Annotated in this window: 17 protein-coding genes; 10 read left to right on the forward strand and 7 right to left on the reverse strand. The window is 74.8% G+C overall.

Annotation, left to right across the window (positions count from 1 at the left end; all coding sequences use genetic code 11):
* Positions 1-9: 9 nt before the first annotated feature.
* Entirely contained in the window at positions 10-825 is an 816-nt protein-coding gene (locus tag FB380_RS25990; RefSeq protein WP_166755350.1) for a DUF4097 family beta strand repeat-containing protein, read from the reverse strand.
* A gap of 17 nt (positions 826-842) precedes the next feature.
* Positions 843-1,337 carry a toxin-antitoxin system HicB family antitoxin gene (locus FB380_RS12730; protein ID WP_166755351.1) on the reverse strand — a complete coding sequence of 165 codons (495 nt, stop codon included), beginning with the start codon at positions 1,335-1,337 and terminating at the stop codon, positions 843-845.
* Positions 1,338-1,712: 375 nt separating this feature from the next.
* On the opposite strand from FB380_RS12730, the gene thyX reads away from it, so the two are divergent.
* Genes thyX through FB380_RS12755 form a run of 5 tightly spaced genes read left to right on the forward strand, consistent with a single transcriptional unit; the run spans position 1,713 to position 6,553 of the window.
* Positions 1,713-2,465 (forward strand): FAD-dependent thymidylate synthase, encoded by a 753-nt coding sequence (thyX, locus tag FB380_RS12735; RefSeq protein ID WP_166755352.1) that lies wholly within the window; start codon positions 1,713-1,715, stop codon positions 2,463-2,465.
* Positions 2,466-2,507: 42 nt separating this feature from the next.
* Entirely contained in the window at positions 2,508-3,329 is an 822-nt protein-coding gene (locus FB380_RS12740; RefSeq protein WP_166755353.1) for a thymidylate synthase, read from the forward strand.
* A complete protein-coding gene (locus FB380_RS12745) occupies positions 3,326-3,931 on the forward strand; it encodes a dihydrofolate reductase (RefSeq protein WP_229682268.1) in 606 nt (201 codons plus the stop codon). Before FB380_RS12740 ends, FB380_RS12745 begins: the two co-directional genes overlap by 4 nt.
* A gap of 10 nt (positions 3,932-3,941) precedes the next feature.
* On the forward strand, positions 3,942-4,850 hold the full coding sequence (gene dapA / locus FB380_RS12750; RefSeq protein ID WP_166755354.1) for a 4-hydroxy-tetrahydrodipicolinate synthase: 909 nt from the start codon (positions 3,942-3,944) through the stop codon (positions 4,848-4,850).
* Complete coding sequence (locus FB380_RS12755; RefSeq protein ID WP_166755355.1) at positions 4,847-6,553, forward strand: ribonuclease J; 1,707 nt, start codon at positions 4,847-4,849, stop codon at positions 6,551-6,553. Before dapA ends, FB380_RS12755 begins: the two co-directional genes overlap by 4 nt.
* 104 nt (positions 6,554-6,657) lie before the next feature.
* Here the strand turns inward: FB380_RS12755 and FB380_RS24730 are convergent, their stop codons facing one another.
* The 5 genes from FB380_RS24730 to FB380_RS12780 all read right to left on the reverse strand — a co-directional run bounded on the left by FB380_RS24730 (position 6,658) and on the right by FB380_RS12780 (position 11,348).
* Positions 6,658-7,275, reverse strand: a complete 618-nt coding sequence (locus FB380_RS24730; protein ID WP_208382833.1) for a class F sortase — start codon at positions 7,273-7,275, stop codon at positions 6,658-6,660.
* Positions 7,276-7,278: 3 nt separating this feature from the next.
* The gene (locus FB380_RS12765; RefSeq protein WP_166755356.1) at positions 7,279-7,983 is read right to left on the reverse strand and encodes a CHRD domain-containing protein; all 705 of its coding nucleotides are present in this window, start codon (positions 7,981-7,983) and stop codon (positions 7,279-7,281) included.
* Positions 7,984-8,053: 70 nt separating this feature from the next.
* Entirely contained in the window at positions 8,054-8,731 is a 678-nt protein-coding gene (locus tag FB380_RS12770; RefSeq protein WP_166755357.1) for a zf-HC2 domain-containing protein, read from the reverse strand.
* Positions 8,728-9,270: a sigma-70 family RNA polymerase sigma factor gene (locus tag FB380_RS12775; protein ID WP_166755358.1), complete on the reverse strand. Its 543-nt coding sequence runs from the start codon at positions 9,268-9,270 to the stop codon at positions 8,728-8,730. The genes FB380_RS12770 and FB380_RS12775 overlap by 4 nt, the downstream gene beginning before the upstream one ends.
* 80 nt (positions 9,271-9,350) lie before the next feature.
* On the reverse strand, positions 9,351-11,348 hold the full coding sequence (locus tag FB380_RS12780; protein ID WP_229682267.1) for a S9 family peptidase: 1,998 nt from the start codon (positions 11,346-11,348) through the stop codon (positions 9,351-9,353).
* A 106-nt stretch (positions 11,349-11,454) separates the two neighbouring features.
* Here FB380_RS12780 and FB380_RS12785 point away from each other — a divergent pair, with 106 nt between their 5' ends.
* The 5 genes from FB380_RS12785 (at position 11,455) to FB380_RS25485 (ending at position 17,357) form a co-directional block, all read left to right on the forward strand.
* Positions 11,455-13,974 (forward strand): DNA translocase FtsK, encoded by a 2,520-nt coding sequence (locus tag FB380_RS12785; RefSeq protein WP_166755359.1) that lies wholly within the window; start codon positions 11,455-11,457, stop codon positions 13,972-13,974.
* A gap of 94 nt (positions 13,975-14,068) precedes the next feature.
* The gene (gene rimO / locus FB380_RS12790) at positions 14,069-15,565 is read left to right on the forward strand and encodes a 30S ribosomal protein S12 methylthiotransferase RimO (protein ID WP_166755360.1); all 1,497 of its coding nucleotides are present in this window, start codon (positions 14,069-14,071) and stop codon (positions 15,563-15,565) included.
* A 4-nt stretch (positions 15,566-15,569) separates the two neighbouring features.
* Positions 15,570-16,259: a CDP-diacylglycerol--glycerol-3-phosphate 3-phosphatidyltransferase gene (gene pgsA / locus FB380_RS12795; protein ID WP_166755361.1), complete on the forward strand. Its 690-nt coding sequence runs from the start codon at positions 15,570-15,572 to the stop codon at positions 16,257-16,259.
* Entirely contained in the window at positions 16,256-16,786 is a 531-nt protein-coding gene (locus tag FB380_RS12800) for a CinA family protein (protein ID WP_166755362.1), read from the forward strand. Before pgsA ends, FB380_RS12800 begins: the two co-directional genes overlap by 4 nt.
* 130 nt (positions 16,787-16,916) lie before the next feature.
* Complete coding sequence (locus tag FB380_RS25485; protein ID WP_166755363.1) at positions 16,917-17,357, forward strand: helix-turn-helix domain-containing protein; 441 nt, start codon at positions 16,917-16,919, stop codon at positions 17,355-17,357.
* Positions 17,358-17,365: the final 8 nt, after the last annotated feature.

The raw sequence follows: 17,365 nt of genomic DNA on the forward strand, positions 1-17,365 counted from the left end.
GACGGGCGGTCAGTGCGCCGGCGAGGCCGGCGCGGCGCGACGCAGACGCAGGTCACCGGAGACCGACGTGAGGAGGACCGAGAGCGCCGCCGTCGGGTCGTCGACCGCACCGGGCGCATCGCCGTCGAGGTCGGAGGTCAGCCGCCCGGAGACGCTCTGCACGTCGAGCCACACCCGCAGCCCGGGCTGCACGGCGACGGTCGTGTCGCCGGAGACCGTGCGGACCCGGACGGTCCCCGAGACCGCCCGCTCCACCCGGACGTCGCCCGACGCCGTCTTCGCGGACACGTCGGTCACGGTCCGGGCCAGCACGACGTCGCCCGAGGCGGTGCGCACGTCGACCGGACCCCGCGCGTCGTCCAGCTGCACGTCGCCGGAGGCGGTGGCTGCCGTGAACCGACCGTCGACCCGGCCGCCGCGCACGTCCCCGCTGGCCGACCGGGCCTGCAGCGCAGCGGCGTGCTCGGCGACGAGGTCGCCGCTGGCCGTGGTGACGACCACCTGGCCCAGCCGGCCGCGCAGGGTCGCGTCCGCCGACGCCACCGCGAGGGTGACGTCCACGTCGGGAGGGGTGGTCACCTCGATGCCGTAGCGCGGGGTGCGGGTGATGCGCCGTTCGGGTACGGCGACCCGCAGGGCGGTCGCGGTGGCCGAGACGTCGACCCGGTCCAGCAGCTGCTCGGCGGCGCCGTCGAGCGCCTCGACGGAGACCACGACCTCGGTGGCCCCGTCCACCCCCTGGACGAGGACCGAGCCGGCGGGGTTGCGCACCTCCACGGTGTGGGAGGAGTCGCTCAGCGGGAAACGGTGGATGCGGACGGTCACGGGTCCTCCAGCGGAGGTCAGCTCCGGGCGAAGCCGGAGTAGCGGCGTGGGCCGCGCGAGGAGCGCGGTGGGTCGGTGGACTCCCGCAGGCCGTCGGCGACGGCCCGGACGAGCCAGGCGTTGAGCGAGAGGCCGGCCGCAGCGGCGGCCGTCTCGGCGCGGGACTTCAAGGCCTCGGGGAGACGCAGGCTGATCCGGGCGACCGCCCCGTCGTCGTCGGCGTCGGCCTCGTCGACGGGCTGGTCGGGGGCCGGCTCGGGATCGTGCTCGGGCGCCCGGACGACGACGACCTCGGGGTCGCGGCCGCGGACGCGGATGTCGACCAGGCCGCCGTCCCAGGCGGCGGTGACCTCCGCGGCCATCGCGGACAGGGCCTGGGTGACGGTCAGCCGGACGGCGGGCTCCAGCGCCTCGGCGAGCAGGCGGGCGGTCTCCTGCGCCTGTTCGGTGCCGGCTGCTGCAGCCGTGGTGAGCGAGCCGCGGAGGGCGTCGACGTAGTCGGTCAGGTCCATGGCCGCCATCGTGACGTCGGTGGCGGCCGCACGGGCAGCGGGGTCGGCCGGGCCGGGGGAGAGCCGGGAGCCGGGCGGCTCACGGTGCCCCGCCGCCGAGCCAGCGCGGTCGGCGTCCGTGCCGGTGCCGGGTGCGCGGTCGTGCCTCCGGCGGCGTCTTCGGAAGGCGGGGTGCCACGGCCTTCTGCAGGTCCTCGAGGTGTGTCCAGTTCTCCATGACGTCACCATGACACCACGATGACGCCATCGCAAGCGTCACGATGACGCCAGCTCGACATCCCCGCCCGCTGGGGTGGGTGGTGCCGTTGCCGCCTCCCGGGTCGGGCCCGCACGTGCTGAGCGAGAGGGCGGTGGTCCTCCCCGTACCCTCGACGGGTGCCCGCCATCGCCCCCCTGAAGGTGCAGGTCGTCGCGCAGACGCAGTTCACCCCGCCGGCGGACGTGCCGTGGGAGACCGACGCCGAGGGTGGGCAGGCGCTCGCGGAGTTCGCCGGGCGGGCCTGCTACCAGTCCTGGGGCAAGCCGAACCCGGCCACGGCCACCAACCAGGGGTACCTGCGGCACATCCTGGAGGTCGGCCACCTGTCCGTGCTGGAGCACGGCACGGTGACCATGTACCTCTCCGGGGTCTCGCGGTCGCTGACCCACGAGCTCATCCGGCACCGGCACTTCTCCTACAGCCAGCTGTCCCAGCGCTACGTGCCCGAGCGGGACGCCGCCGTGGTCGAGCCGGCGGTCATCGCCGAGGACCCCGAGCTGCACGAGAAGTTCCTCGCCGCCACCGACGCCGCACTGGCCGCCTACGCCGAGCTGCTCGAGGGGCTGGAGGAGCGCTTCGCCGACGTCCCGAACGCCACGCTGCGCCGCAAGCAGGCCCGGCAGGCGGCCCGCTCGGTGTTGCCGAACGCCACCGAGACCCGCGTCGTCGTCACCGGCAACTACCGGGCCTGGCGGCACTTCGTGGCCATGCGGGCCAGCGAGCACGCCGACGTCGAGATCCGCGAGCTGGCCATCGCCTGCCTGCGTGAACTGCAGCATGCGGCCCCGCACGTCTTCGGTGACTTCCGGATCAGCGAGCTCGCCGACGGCACCGCCGTCGCCGCCAGCCCGCTGGTCGCCGAGGGCTGACGAGTCCGCGCCCCCATCCCACGATCGCGACGAGGAGTCGACATGGCCGAGGTGGCCGTCCAGCAGCAGGTCGACACGCAGTACGAGGACCTGCTCCGCCGGGTCCTGGAGACCGGGACGCCGAAGGACGATCGCACCGGCACCGGCACGCTGAGCCTGTTCGGTGAGCGGCTCCGCTACGACCTGTCCAGCTCCTTCCCCCTGGTGACGACGAAGTCCGTGCACTTCAAGTCGATCGCCTACGAGCTGCTGTGGTTCCTGCGCGGGGAGGGCAACGTCGGCTGGCTCAAGGAGCACGGCGTCTCGATCTGGGACGAGTGGGCGGCCGAGGACGGCAGTCTGGGGCCGGTCTACGGCGTCCAGTGGCGGTCCTGGCCGACGCCGGACGGCGGGTCGATCGACCAGCTCTCCGCCGTCCTGGACACGCTGCGCACCGACCCGGACTCCCGGCGGATGGTCGTCTCGGCGTGGAACGTCGCGGCCCTGCCGGAGATGGCGCTGGCCCCCTGCCACGCGCTCTTCCAGTTCCACGTCGCCGACGGCAGGCTCTCCTGCCAGCTCTACCAGCGCAGCGCCGACCTGTTCCTCGGCGTCCCGTTCAACATCGCCAGCTACGCGCTGCTGACCCGGATGGTCGCCCAGCAGGTCGGCCTCGAACCGGGGGACTTCATCTGGGTCGGCGGGGACTGCCACATCTACCGCAACCACCTGCCCCAGGTGCGCGAGCAGCTCTCCCGCGAGGTGCTGCCCTTCCCGCGGCTGGAGGTCGACCCGGCGCCCTCGCTGTTCGAGCACCGCTACCAGGACTTCCACGTCGTCGACTACCGGCACCACCCGGCCATCCGGGGTGCGGTGGCGGTGTGACCGACCCGGCGTCGCCGCAGCGCACGGTGCGGATGCTGTGGGCGCAGAGCAGCAGCGGCGTCATCGGGGCCGACGGCGCACTGCCCTGGCACCTGCCGGAGGACCTGCGGCTGTTCCGGGCGCTGACCACCGGCGGCACCGTGGTCATGGGCCGCCGCACCTGGGAGTCGCTCCCCGAACGGTTCCGCCCGCTCCCCGGCCGCCGCAACGTGGTGCTCAGCTCCACCCTGGACGCGGCCGAGCCGGGGGCGCTGGTGGTCCGGTCGGTGGCCGAGGCGCTCGCGCTGGACGGCGACCTGTGGGTGATCGGCGGCGGGGCGGTCTACGGCGCCTTCCTCCCGCACGCCGACGAGCTGGTGGTGACCGAGGTCGACGTGCAGGTGGCCGGGGACACCTGGGCACCCCGCCCGGGCCCGGACTGGGCACCCGGCGCGTCGGCGCCCGGCTCCGGCTGGTCGGTGTCGACGACCGGGCTCCGCTTCCGGGTCACCCGGTGGGGACGGCGGACGGCCGCCCCGGACCCCGTGGGCCGGGTCCTCGCCGAGCACGAGCGGACCTGGGCCGCCGCAGGGCGCTCCGGCGACGTCGGGGCGGGCCGGTAGATTCCAGGGCATGACCCCGGCCACCACCATGGACCCCGCCCGGCCGTTCGGGCGGGTGCTCACGGCGATGGTCACCCCGCTCGCCGAGGACGGCACGATCGACCTCGCCGGCGCCCAGGAGCTCGCCGCGCACCTCGTCGACCGGCAGTCCCACGACGGCCTGGTCGTCTTCGGGACCACGGGTGAGTCGCCCACGATCAGCGACGGCGAGCAGCACGCGGTGCTCGAGGCCGTGCTGGACGCCGTCGGCGACCGTGCCTTGGTGATCGCCGGCGTCGGCACGAACGACACCGCGCACTCCATCGACAAGGCCCAGTCGGCGGCCCGGCTCGGCGTGCACGGCCTGCTCGTCGTCACCCCGTACTACAACAAGCCCCCGCAGGCCGGCCTGCTGCGGCACTTCACCGCGGTCGCCGACGCCACCGACCTGCCGGTGATGCTCTACGACATCCCGCCGCGCTCGGTGGTGCCCATCGAGGTGGACACCCTGGTCCGCGCCGCGGAGCACCCGAACATCGTCGCGGTCAAGGACGCCAAGGGCGACTTCGGCGCCCTCATGCAGACCCTGGCCCGCACCGACCTCGCCTACTACTCCGGCGAGGACATGCTGAACCTGCCGCTGCTCGCGACCGGCGCCGTCGGCGTGGTGAGCGTCGTCGGGCACCTGGTCGGCACCCGGCTGGCCGAGCTCATCGCCGCCGTCGAGGCCGGCGACCTGGCCCGGGCGCGCGAGGTCAACGACGGCCTGCTGCCGGTGTACACCGGCATCTTCCGCACCCAGGGCACGATCATGGTCAAGGCGGCGCTGCGCGAGCTCGGGCTCCCGTCCGGCCCGGTGCGCCCGCCGCTGGTGGACGCCACCGAGGAGCAGGTGGCGCAGCTGCGCGTGGACCTCGCCGCCGGAGGTGTCGTGCTGTGACCACGTCGAACTCCCCGCAGCCCCACCTGGACCTCAAGGCGCCGCCGCCCCTGCCGGCCGGCGGCCTGCGGGTGATGGCGCTCGGCGGCCTCGGCGAGATCGGCCGGAACATGGCCGTGCTGGAGTTCGACGGCCAGCTGCTGATCATCGACTGCGGGGTGCTGTTCCCCGAGGCGGAGCAGCCCGGCGTCGACCTGATCCTGCCCGACTTCGGGGTCATCGAGCACCGGATGGACGACGTGGTCGCCGTCGTCCTGACCCACGGGCACGAGGACCACATCGGCGCCGTCCCGTACCTGCTGCGGCTGCGCGCCGACATCCCCCTGGTCGGCTCACGGTTCACCCTCGCGCTGGTCAAGGCCAAGCTGCGCGAGCACCGGATCGACCCGGTGCTGGTCGAGGTGGCGGCCGGTGACGACCACCTGGCGGGTGGGTTCCACTGCGAGTTCGTCAGCGTCAACCACTCCATCCCCGACGCGCTCGCCGTCGCGGTGCACACCCCGGCGGGCACCCTGGTGCACACCGGCGACTTCAAGATGGACCAGCTGCCGCTCGACGGCGTGCTGACCGACCTCGGGGCCTTCGCCCGGCTCGGGGTGGCGGGCATCGACCTGCTGCTCAGCGACTCCACCAACGCCGAGGTGCCCGGGTTCGTCACCTCCGAGCGCAGCATCGGCCCGGTGCTGGACTCGGTGTTCGAGCGCGCCTCGCAGCGGCTGATCGTCTCCAGCTTCGCCAGCCACGTGCACCGGATCCAGCAGGTGCTCGACTGCGCGGTGAAGCACGGCCGCAAGGTCGCGCTGGTGGGCCGCTCGATGGTGCGGAACATGGGGGTCGCCCAGGACCTCGGCCTGCTCCGGGTCGCGCCCGGGCTGATGGTCAAGCTCGACGAGGCCACCGCGATGCCCCCGGAGCAGGTGGTCCTGGTCAGCACCGGCTCGCAGGGCGAGCCGCTGTCGGCGCTGGGCAGGATGGCCCGCGGGGACCACCACCAGGTCACCATCGAGGCCGGCGACACGATCATCCTGGCGTCCTCGCTGGTCCCCGGGAACGAGACGGCCGTCTACAAGGTGATCAACGGCCTGGCCCGGCTCGGCGCCACCGTCGTGCACAAGGAGACCGCCCGGGTGCACGTCTCCGGGCACGCCCCGGCCGGGGAGCTGCGCACCCTGCTCAACGTGGCCAAGCCGCGGTACCTGATGCCGGTGCACGGGGAGTGGCGGCACCTGCGGGCGCACGCCGCGCTGGCCGAGGAGACCGGGATGGGCCGGGACAGGATCCTGCTCGCCGAGGACGGCGTCGTGGTCGACCTGGTCGACGGCAGGGCGTCGATCGTGGGCAGCGTGCCGATCGGCAACGTCTACGTCGACGGGCTCAACGTCGGCGACGTCGGCGAGGAGTCGCTGCAGGCCCGGCGGATCCTCGGCGACGAGGGCTTCGTCGCGCTGACCGTGGTCATCGAGCCCTCGACCCGCACCATCGTGCGGCCGGTGCACGTGTCGACCCGTGGCTTCTCCGACGACCCGGCCGCCTTCACCGAGGCGGTCGCGCTGGTGGAGGCCGAGCTGAAGCGGGCCCTGGCCGCCGACGACCAGGTCGACGCCCACCGGCTGTCCCAGGTGATCCGGCGGACGGTCGGCAAGTGGGTGTCGGACACCTACCGCCGCCGCCCGATGATCATCCCCACCGTCCTCGAGGTCTGAAGAAGGACCCCGCTGCCCCCCACGCCTCGCAGGCTCGGCGCGGGCCCCTGCAGCGGGGCCGTGAAGTGCGCTCGGGGGCCGGAGGTCGGGGGTCAGGGCCGGGGTCAGTCGATGCGTTCGGCGGTGACGACCAGGTTGTCGACGTAGCTGCGGGCGCTGCGGTCGAAGTCGCCGGTGCAGGTGACCAGTCGCAGCACGTCCTGCGTCGTCGCGCCGAAGACCGCCGCCGTCGGGAACTCGTCCTTGGGCACCTGCTCGCTGCCGGTCACCGCGTACCGGGCGACGGCGCCGCCGGTGACGGTCACCTCGACGACGTCGCCCGGCACCAGCTCCCCGAGTTCGGCGAAGACCGCCGGCCCGGCCGTGGAGTCGACGTGGCCGAGGAGGACGGTCGGGCCCCGTGACCCCGGCCGGCCCCCACCGGTGAACCACCCGGCGTCGTCGGGGTCCGTCGGCACCTCGGCCGTCCCGTCCCCGGCCAGGCCGAGGTCCACCAGGTCGCGCCGGACGTCGATGGCCGGTATCCACACCGACTCCGGTTCGGGCACCGCGGCCGGGTCGAGCACCGGGGCGTCCACCGCCGCCGGGGCCGCGGAGGGTGCGTCGGCCGGCGTCGACAGTGCGCCGGACGCCCCGGCCGCGGGACCCGCAGCCGGCGCGCCGCACCCGCTGAGGGCGAGCAGCACCCCGCCGAGCAGCAGGGTCCCGCGTCCAGGGCGCACCGGTCAGCCCCGGACCGCGCGGCGGTGCAGCCCGAACGCCGCTGCCCCGGCCAGGGCCAGCGAGCCGCCGAGCGCGGCCAGCGGTGCGCCGGAGGTCCCGTCGTCCGCCGTCCCCCCGGCACCGGTCTCGATGCCACCGATCGGCACCTGGGTCAGCTGCCCACGCACCGCACCGGCGACGAAGGCCGCGGTGTGGTTGTCGGTCGCGAACGCCGACGGGTCGGCCTCGATCTCGGCGAGGGAGAAACCGGTGCCGGTGTCGGTGCCGTCCGGCGCGATGCCGGTGGTGAACGGGCCCTGCAGGCAGCCGCTGCTCACCAGGTCCCCGCTGCCGTCGTCCACCGGGTCCGGCAGCGCGATCCGCGGCGGGCCGGACTCCCCGGCTGCCGCCTCGTGGATGTGCGTCGAGGTCTTCGCCGCGCTCTGGTACGGCGGGGTCACCCCGGTGAGGGTGATGTCGTAGCAAATGATCTCGAGGTCGGAGTTGATCCGGTACATGAAGGTGCCGGAGGCACCAGGCTCCCCGGGGGTGGGCACCCCGTCGGTGTTCACCACCGCATCCGGCGTGGCCATCGCGGTGAACGCGCTGGTGAACGTCGACGGCTCGGCCACCTCCGTCTCGGCGGAGGCGGTGCCGGTTCCGGTGAGGGCGACGACGCCCATCGCTCCGACGACGACGGCGGCGCGGGCTGTGCGGGTGCGGGTCATGGCTGGCTCCTGGTCTCGGGATCGGACAACGGGGTCTACGGACCCCGGGGCGCTCCCGTTCACCGGCGGCTCAGAAGACCGAGCGCACGACCACCTCGCCGCCGGCGTCGACCACCACGAAGCCCTCGGCGTCGGGGCGCAGCACCGCGGAGTTGAGGTTGCAGTCCAGCTCCACCGGGCCGGTGCCGAGGAAGGCGCCGGCGGGCGCGGCGTCCCCGCCCTCCTCCAGGACGGCGACCCGGTAGACCTCCCCGGCGGTGAACCCCGCCCCGCTGAGCTTCACCTCCACCCCCCAGGTGTGCGGCACCACGTCGGCAGTCGCGGTGATCCCCGGCTCGGTCACCTGCACGGCCACGCTCTCCAGCGGCGGCGGGGGTGGGACCGGCCGCACCAGCCAGCCGGCGACGAAGGCCGCCGCGGCCGTGGCCAGCACCAGGGCACCGGCGCCGAGCCGGGTCCGCCGGCGGTGCGCCACCCGATCACGCTGGGGGCGTCCGCTCTCCGCCGCGATCCGGGCCAGGACGGCGTCGCCGAGCCCGGGCGGGGGCGCCGGGTCCTCGTCCAGCCGGTCGGGGTCGGCGTCGGCGAGCCGGGCGGCGACCGGGGCCAGCTCGGCCAGTTCGGCGCGGCAGGCGGCGCACCCGTCCAGGTGTGCCCGCACCGCGGCGCGCTCCTCCGGGGTGCCCGCCCCCAGGGCGTAGACGCCCAGCTCCTCGCGCAGTGCGCGGTGCGCCTGTTCCTCGCTCACGGTTCCACCCCCATCTCCTGCATCGCCAACCGAAGGGCCTTCAGGCCGTAGAACACCCTGCTGCGCAGTGTGCCCACCGGGACGCCGAGCTCGGCGGCGACCTCGGCGTGCGGCCGCCCGCGCAGGTGGGTCTCCACGATCGCGGCCCGGTGCTCGGCGCCGATCCGCCGCAGTGCCTCCTCGACCACCCAGGCGTCGACCACCCGCTCCTCCAGGGCCGGCCCGGGCGGGCCGGGGTCGTCGAGCTGGGCGCCGTCGGTGAGCTGGCGCTGCCACGGGCGGGCCGCGCCGCGCCTCGCCTCGTCGACCAGCAGGTTGCGGGCGATGGCGAACAGCCAGGTGCGCAGGCTGGACAGCCCGGGGTCGTAGGAGCCCGCCGACCGCCAGGCCCGAAGGAACACCTCCTGCACGACGTCCTGGGCGGCGCCCTGGTCACCGAGGTGGCGCAGCGCGAACCGGTAGAGCTCCGGCCCGTGGGCGGCGTAGGCGGCCGGGACGTCCAGGACGCCGGTCACGACCGGTCGCAGCTGCCGCACCATGCCGTGCCTCCCGATCGCCGACGTCCTCCCGGGTGTGTACGGCGCCGGAGCCGGATCGGTTCACCGGCGCGGTCGAACCGCTACGAGCGCGCGACCTCGATCGGGGTGATCCCCTCCTCGGCGGGGAGGGAGAAGCCGAGCACCTGGGCGTAGAAGGACAGCTCGCCGTCCAGGGCGGTGCGGATGTTCTCCGCCTTGCGGAAGCCGTGCTGCTCGCCGGGGAAGAGCACGTAGGCGTGCGGCACCCCCTTCGCGCGCAGGGCCGCGACCATCAGCTCCGCCTGCTCCGGCGGCACCACCCGGTCCTCGTCGCCCTGGAAGACCGCCAGCGGGGTGTCCAGCGCGTCGGTGGCGTTGATCGGGGAGCGCTCGGCGTAGACGTCGGCGCCGGCGGGCCCCGCCGTCGGATCGAAGGGCGCGATCAGCCCGTCGAGGTACCGGGACTCGAACTTGTGGGTGTCCGCGGCGAGCGCGGCCAGGTCGGCGACGCCGTAGTGGCTGGCCCCGGCGGCGAAGACGCCCGGGCGGAAGGTCAGCGCGGCCAGCGTGGTGTAGCCGCCGGCGGAACCACCGCGGATCGCCAGCCGCGCCGGGTCGACCCGCAGCCCGGCCGGGCCGTCGCCGGAGGAGAGGTGCCGGGCGCAGGCGACGACGTCGTCGAGGTCGGCGACGCCCCACTGCCCCTTCAGCGCCTCGCGGTAGCGCCGGCCGTAGCCGGTGGAGCCGCGGTAGTCGACGTCGGCGACGGCGAACCCGCGGGAGGTCCAGTACTGGACGCCCAGGTCCAGCACCGGCCGGGCGGCGGCGGTGGGCCCGCCGTGCACGAGCACCAGGAGCGGCGGCAGCTCGCCCTCGGCCCCGGTCACCTGCGGGTTGGTCGGCGGGTAGACCAGCGCGTGGGCCTCGGCGACCCCGCTGGGCCCGGGCTCGGTGGGGAAGGTGACGTGCTGGGGCCGGGAGAACCAGGCCGGGTCCAGGCCGAGGTCGCGGGCCGGGCGCAGCACGGCGGTGGCCCCGTCGACGGCGACGCGCAGGACGACCGGCTCGGACGCCGGGCCCCCCGCCACGCACACCAGCCCGCCGGCGGCGCCCTCGCCCCGTCCGGGAGCACTGCGCACCTGACCGAACGCGGAGTACGGCAGGTCGAACTCGCGTGCCGTGCCGTCGGTGTCGAGGACGGCGAGCCGGTCGGCGCCGTCCCGGCCGTAGGCGAGCACGACCCGGCCGTCGTCCAGCAGGTCGAACCGGCTCTGCCCGAACACCCACTGCGGGCCGGCGATGTCGCTGCCGGCGTCGAACACCAGCTCCACCTCACCGTGCGGCCGGCGCCGGTACAGCGCCCAGACGTCGGTGCGGTCCGACAGCCACCACAGCGTGGCGTCGGCACCCCACACCGGCTGCACCACCGACTCACCCGGGCCGCCGGCCAGCACGTGGTCGGTGCCCGCGCCGTCCCGGACGACGAGCTGGGCGCTGTCCCACGGCATGTCCGGGTGGTCCCACCGCAGGTAGGCCAGCGCCGGGCCTCCGGGCTCCCGCCGCGGGTCGGAGACGAAGTCCGGCCCGCTCACCAGCACCTCCACCGTGCCGTCGGCGGCGACCCGGACCACCTCGTTGACCACCTCGGCGGCCAGGCCGGAGGTGGTGTGGGTCTCCCGGACCGCCAGGACCCCGTCGCCGTCGGGGGACAGGTCGGCGTACCGGACCCCGGCGGGCAGCGCCGGCTCGGGGGTCACCGCCACCGGCTCGCTGCTGCCCGGCTCGACCCGGTACAGCCGCTGGTCGGCGAAGTCGGTGAACCACACGGTTCCGGCCGCCACGGTCCAGGCGCCGCCGCCGTACTCGTGCACCCGGGTCCGGGCGTTCCAGGGGGCCGGGAGCAGGTCGGTCGTCGTCCCGTCCGGCGCGCAGCGGACCAGCACGGTGCGGCCGCCCTCGCTGGGCCGGCCCTCGGCCCACCAGACGTCCGCGCCGTCCACGACGACCTCGCCGAGCCGGGCCGCGGCGCGGACCACGAGCTCGGAGGTGATCGGTGTCGGCCAGCTGCCGTGGGGGAGGGTCTGCTCGGGGGCGGTCACGCCGGTCACGCTAGCCAGCCGGCCGGCTGGGCGTCGGCTGAGCCCGAGCCGGACACGCGGCCCGGAATGGACCCCGGCCACCGGCTCGGCCATTACCGTCTGACGCATGCCTGCTCGCGCGTCGACGTCGAACCGGGCGCCTGCGCGCGGCAGCGCCTCCACACGCCCGCGCTCGGGCAGCACCGCAGCCAGGAAGCGCCCCCCGGCCAAGCGTGGGTCCACCGCGGCCCGCCGGCCGGCGCCGAAGAAGAAGCAGGGCACGCTCGCCGGCAGCCTGTGGCGCGGCGCCGCGGGGGCCTGGGGCCTGCTGGCCCGCGGCGCCGGTGGCGTGGCCCGGTCGGTCGCCCGGCCCGAGGAGGCCGAGCCGCTGGGCCCTGAGCACCGCCGGGACGGCGTCGGCCTGGCGGTGCTGGGCCTGGCGATCGTGCTGGGGGCGGCGGTCTGGACCGGTGGGATCGGTCCGGTCGGCGCCGGCCTGGCCACGGCGGTCGAGTGGACGATCGGTGCGCTCACCGTCGCGCTGCCGGTCGTCCTGCTGCTGGTCGCGCTGCGGCTGCTGCGGCACCCCCCGCACCCGGAGTCGCGCGGGCGGCTGATGATCGGCTGGCTCAGCGTGGTCGCCGCCGTCGTCGGCATCGCCCACGTCGTCGGGCCGGACGCCGACCCGGACGACCGGACCGGGGCCGGCGGCCTGCTCGGCTGGGCGGTCGGCATGCCGCTGACCGCCGGCGTCGGCTCGATCGTCACCGTGCTGCTGCTGGTCCTGCTCGCCTTCTTCGGCGTGCTCGTCGTCACCGCCACGCCGGTGCACCAGGTGCCCGAACGCCTGCGGGAGTGGGCCGACCGGCAGCTGGGCCGGGACGGCGACGAGGACTACGACGACCACGACGAGTACGAGGACGAGGAGCCGGCGACCCAGCCGGTCCCGCGGGTGCGCAAGAGCCGCAAGGCGGCCGCCCCGGCGGTCGAGGACACCCTGGACACCGGGGCGATCGACCTCGGTGCGCTGGACGACGCCCCGGCGGCGGTCGTCCACGAGCCGGCCCCCGAGCCCGTGCCGGTCCGCCGGCCGGCGATCGTCGACCGCACGGCCCCGCCGGAGGACCTGCCGCCGATCGAGGAGCCCGAGCAGCTCCGGATCCAGCCGGTCGAGGGCGCCTACACGCTGCCCTCGGTCAGCGTGCTGCGCGCCGGCACCCCGCCGCGGGCCAAGTCCAAGGCCAACGACGTCGCCATCGAGGCGATCACCGGGGTGCTCGAGCAGTTCAACATCGACGCCGCCGTCACCAGCTTCACCCGCGGCCCGACGGTGACCCGCTACGAGATCGAGCTGGGCAACGCGGTCAAGGTCGAGAAGATCACCGCGCTGACCAAGAACCTCGCCTACGCCGTCGCCAACGACAACATCCGGATCCTGGCGCCCATCCCGGGCAAGTCGGCGGTGGGCGTCGAGGTGCCCAACACCGACCGCGAGACGGTGAGCCTGGGCGACGTCATGCGCTCCCAGGTCGCCAAGCAGGACCCGCACCCGATGCTGGTCGGCCTGGGCAAGGACATCGAGGGCGGCTTCGTCTGCGCGAACCTGGCGAAGATGCCGCACCTGCTCGTCGCCGGTGCCACCGGCGCCGGTAAGTCCAGCTGCATCAACTCACTGCTGACCTCGCTGCTGCTGCGGGCCGCCCCGGACCAGCTGCGGATGATCCTGGTCGACCCGAAGATGGTCGAGCTGACGCCCTACGACGGCATCCCGCACCTGATCACGCCGATCATCACCGACCCGAAGAAGGCCGCCACCGCGCTGGCCTGGCTGGTCGAGGAGATGGAGCAGCGCTACCAGGACATGCGCGCCACCGGGGTGCGGCACATCGACGACTTCAACAAGAAGGTCGAGCGCGGCGAGATCACCGCCCCGCCCGGCAGTGAGCGGGTGTACCAGCCCTACCCGTACATCCTCACCATCGTCGACGAGCTCGCCGACCTGATGATGGTCGCGCCGCGGGATGTCGAGGAGTCGATCGTCCGGATCACCCAGAAAGCGCGCGCCGCCGGGATCCACCTGGTGCTCGCGACCCAGCGGCCCTCGGTCGACGTCGTCACCGGCCTGATCAAGGCCAACGTGCCCTCGCGGCTGGCCTTCTCCACCTCCAGCCTCACCGACAGCCGGGTCATCCTCGACCAGCCCGGCGCGGAGAAGCTGATCGGCATGGGCGACGCGCTCTTCCTGCCGATCGGGGCCGGCAAGCCGATCCGGGTGCAGGGCGCCTACGTCTCCGACACCGAGATCGAGGCGGTCGTCGAGTTCACCAAGCGGCAGGCCGAGCCGGAGTACCGCGAGGAGGTCTTCACCGCCGCGGCGGGGGAGAAGAAGGAGATCGACGAGGACATCGGCAGCGACCTGGAGCTGCTGGTCCAGGCGGTCGAGCTCGTCGTCACCAGCCAGTTCGGCTCCACCTCGATGCTGCAGCGCAAGCTGCGGGTCGGCTTCGCCAAGGCGGGCCGGCTGATGGACCTGATGGAGAGCCGCGGGATCGTCGGGCCGTCGGAGGGCTCCAAGGCCCGGGACGTGCTCATCAAGCCCGACGAGCTGGAGTCGGTCATGTTCACCCTGCGCGGCGGAGAGGGCTGAGCTCGGCCCTGCAGGGCCCCGCTGCGGGCTCGCGAGCAGCGGGGGCAGGGGGTCCGTCAACTACGATGACACGGTGCCAGCCCTGCCCAGACCCATGACCTCCCCCGAAGGGCAGTCCGCCGCTCCCGCCCCCCGGCGCGTCGCCGTCGTCACCCTCGGCTGTGCCCGCAACGAGGTCGACTCCGAGGAGCTCGCCGGCCGGCTGGCCGGTGACGGCTACGAGCTGGTGGCCGACGGCGAGGCCGCCGACGCCGTGCTGGTGAACACCTGCGGATTCATCGAGAGCGCGAAGAAGGACTCCGTCGACGCGATCCTCGCCGCCACCGACTCCGGCGCCGAGGTGATCGCCGTCGGCTGCATGGCCGAGCGGTACGGCGCCGAGCTCGCCGGGGCGCTGCCCGAGGCCACCGTGCTCGGCTTCGACGACTACGGCGCCATCGGGGACCGGCTGGACGACGTGCTCACCGGGCGGCCGCTGGTCCCGCACACGCCGACCGACCGCCGCACCCTGCTGCCGATCAGCCCGGTGCAGCGCAGCGCGGCGGTGCAGGCCGGGCGGGTGGGCGACGCCCCCGCCCCGGCCATCCCCGGCCACGACTGGCTGCGGCGCAAGCGGCTGGCCAGCGGGCCGTCCGCGGCGCTGAAGATCGCCTCCGGCTGCGACCGGCGCTGCTCCTTCTGCGCGATCCCCACCTTCCGTGGTTCCTTCGTCTCCCGGCCGGCCGGAGAGGTGCTCGGCGAAGCGCAGTGGCTGGCCTCCCAGGGCGTCACCGAGATCGTCCTGGTGAGCGAGAACTCCACCTCCTACGGCAAGGACACCGGCGACCTCCGCTCGCTGGAGAAGCTGCTGCCCCAGCTGGCCGCGACCCCGGGCGTCGCCCGGGTGCGGGTGGCCTACCTGCAGCCGGCCGAGCTGCGGCCGGGCCTGCTCGAGGTGATCGCCACGACCCCGGGCATCGCCCCCTACTTCGACCTGTCGTTCCAGCACTCCTCGCCGACGCTGCTGCGCCGGATGCGGCGCTTCGGCGGCACCGAGGACTTCCTCGGCATCATCGAGCGCGCCCGTGCGCTGGCACCCGGCGCGGGCTTCCGGACCAACGTCATCCTCGGGTTCCCCGGGGAGACCGAGGACGACGTCGCCGAGCTCGAGCGGTTCCTGACCGAGGGGCGGCTGGACGCCGTCGGCGTGTTCGGCTACTCCGACGAGGACGGCACCGAGGCCCTCGGGCTGCCCGGCAAGCTGGACCAGGACGAGATCGACGCCCGGGTGCGGCGGATCACCGACCTGGTGGAGGAGCTCACGGCGCAGCGCGCCGAGGAGCGGATCGGCAGCACCGTGGAGGTGCTGTTGACCGAGGACCTGTCGGACGACGAGGAGCCGGGCACCTGGGCCGGCCACGCCGCCCACCAGGACCCGGACGCCGACGGCACGACGACGGTCTCCGGGGTGCCCGCCGACGCGGTAGCCGGACAGGTGGTCCGGGCCGAGGTGGTCGACACCGAGGGCGTCGACCTGGTCGCCCGGGCGCTGCCCTCAGCCGTCGCCGAGCTGGACGGCGCGCCGACGGGCGCCGTGACGGCTGGGGTCTGACCCGGTGAGCGCGGTGGCACCAGGGGGGCCGGCCGACCCGGCGGCGACGCCGCCGCAGAGCGCCCGCCTGCTCAACGTGCCCAACGCGCTGACCGTGCTGCGGCTGGCGGTGGTCCCGCTGTTCGCGGTGCTGCTGCTGTCCGAGGGCGGGGCGGACGACGCGCGCCGCGGCTGGGCGACCCTCTTCTTCGTCCTCGCGATCGTCACCGACCAGCTCGACGGCATGATCGCCCGCCGCACCAACCAGGTGACCGAGTTCGGGAAGCTCGCCGACCCGATCGCCGACAAGGCGCTCACCGGCACGGCGCTCATCGGCCTGTCGGTGCTGGACCTGCTGCCCTGGTGGGTGACGCTGACCATCCTGGTCCGCGAGGTGGGGGTCACCCTGCTGCGGTTCTGGGTGATCCGGCACGGGGTGATCGCGGCCAGCCGCGGCGGCAAGGCCAAGACCGTGCTGCAGTCGCTGGCCATCGGCATGTACATCCTGCCGATCGACGGGCTGTTCGGGTCGGCCCGCTGGTGGGTGATGGCCGCGGCGTTCGTGCTGACCGTCGCCACCGGCATCGACTACGTCTACCGGGCCGTGCAGCTGCGCCGCACCAGCGCCCGGGCGATGCGGGCCGCCGCGGCCCGGCGGGCCGGCGCGGGCGGCGAGCCCGGCGCCGGTGAGGGCCGGCGGGACACCGCGGCGTGAGCTCACCGGAGGCTGCCGGGACCGCGCAGCGGGTGCACGAGGCCCTGCTGGCCCGCGGTGAGACGGTCGCCGCCGCCGAGTCGCTGACGGCCGGCCTGTTCTGCGCGGCCCTCGCGGCGGTGCCCGGCGCGAGCGCGACCCTGCGCGGGGGCGCCGTCGTCTACGCCACCGACCTGAAGACGACGCTGGCCGGCGTCGCCCCGGAGCTGCTGGCCGTCTCCGGCCCGGTGAGCGAACCCGCCGCGGCAGCGCTCGCCGAGGGCATCCGCAGCCGCTGTTCGGCCACCTGGGGCGTCGGGATCACCGGGGTGGCCGGCCCCGACCCGGTCGACGAGCACGGGCCGGGGCGGGTCTACCTCGGTCTCAGCGACGGGCTGGTCACCGTCGTCCACGAGCTGGACCTCCCCGGCGACCGGGCCGCGGTGCGCGCCGGGGCGGTGCAGGAGGCGCTGGCGCGGCTGCTGGGCCGGCTCGCCGAGCACGTCGTCTCCGGGAAGCCGGGGGAGGACGAGGGCGTTACGCCATGAGCGGACGGACGTGGACCGGCACGGTGACCGGGGTCATGGCCGCGTACGGTGAGCACACGGCGTCTCCCGGCCGATCCGGTCGGTGGCGCTGCTCGTTCGACCTGCTCGAGAGAGTGGACAGGAGACGGCCATGACGCTGCTGCGCACCCAGTTGGGGAACACCCTGCGGGGTCACCGGCTGAGCCAGCGGCGGACGCTGCGCGACGTCTCCGGCGCGGCCCGGGTGAGCCTCGGTTACCTCTCGGAGGTCGAGCGCGGTCAGAAGGAGGCGTCCTCGGAGCTGCTCGCCTCCATCTGCGACGCCCTGGACGTGGAGCTGGCCGACCTGCTGGCCGAGGTGAGCCTGGAGATGCGGCTGGCCGATCCGGCCGGGCGCGCGGTCCGACCGGTCGCCGTCGCCCGCCCGGGGACCGGCGACGACGACGCGGCCGCGGCTGCTGCCGAGGACCGGCCCGCCGAGCAGGAGGCTGCCGCGGCCCCGGTCGCCGAGCCGGCCCTGGCCCTCGTGGGCAGTGGCCAGCCGGCCCGCTCGGCCGCCCGGGCCCGGGGTGCCGTCTCGCTCGCTGCCTGACGGGGGAC

It is taken from the genome of Modestobacter marinus, from assembly GCF_011758655.1.
Taxonomy (GTDB): Bacteria; Actinomycetota; Actinomycetes; order Mycobacteriales; family Geodermatophilaceae; genus Modestobacter; species Modestobacter marinus.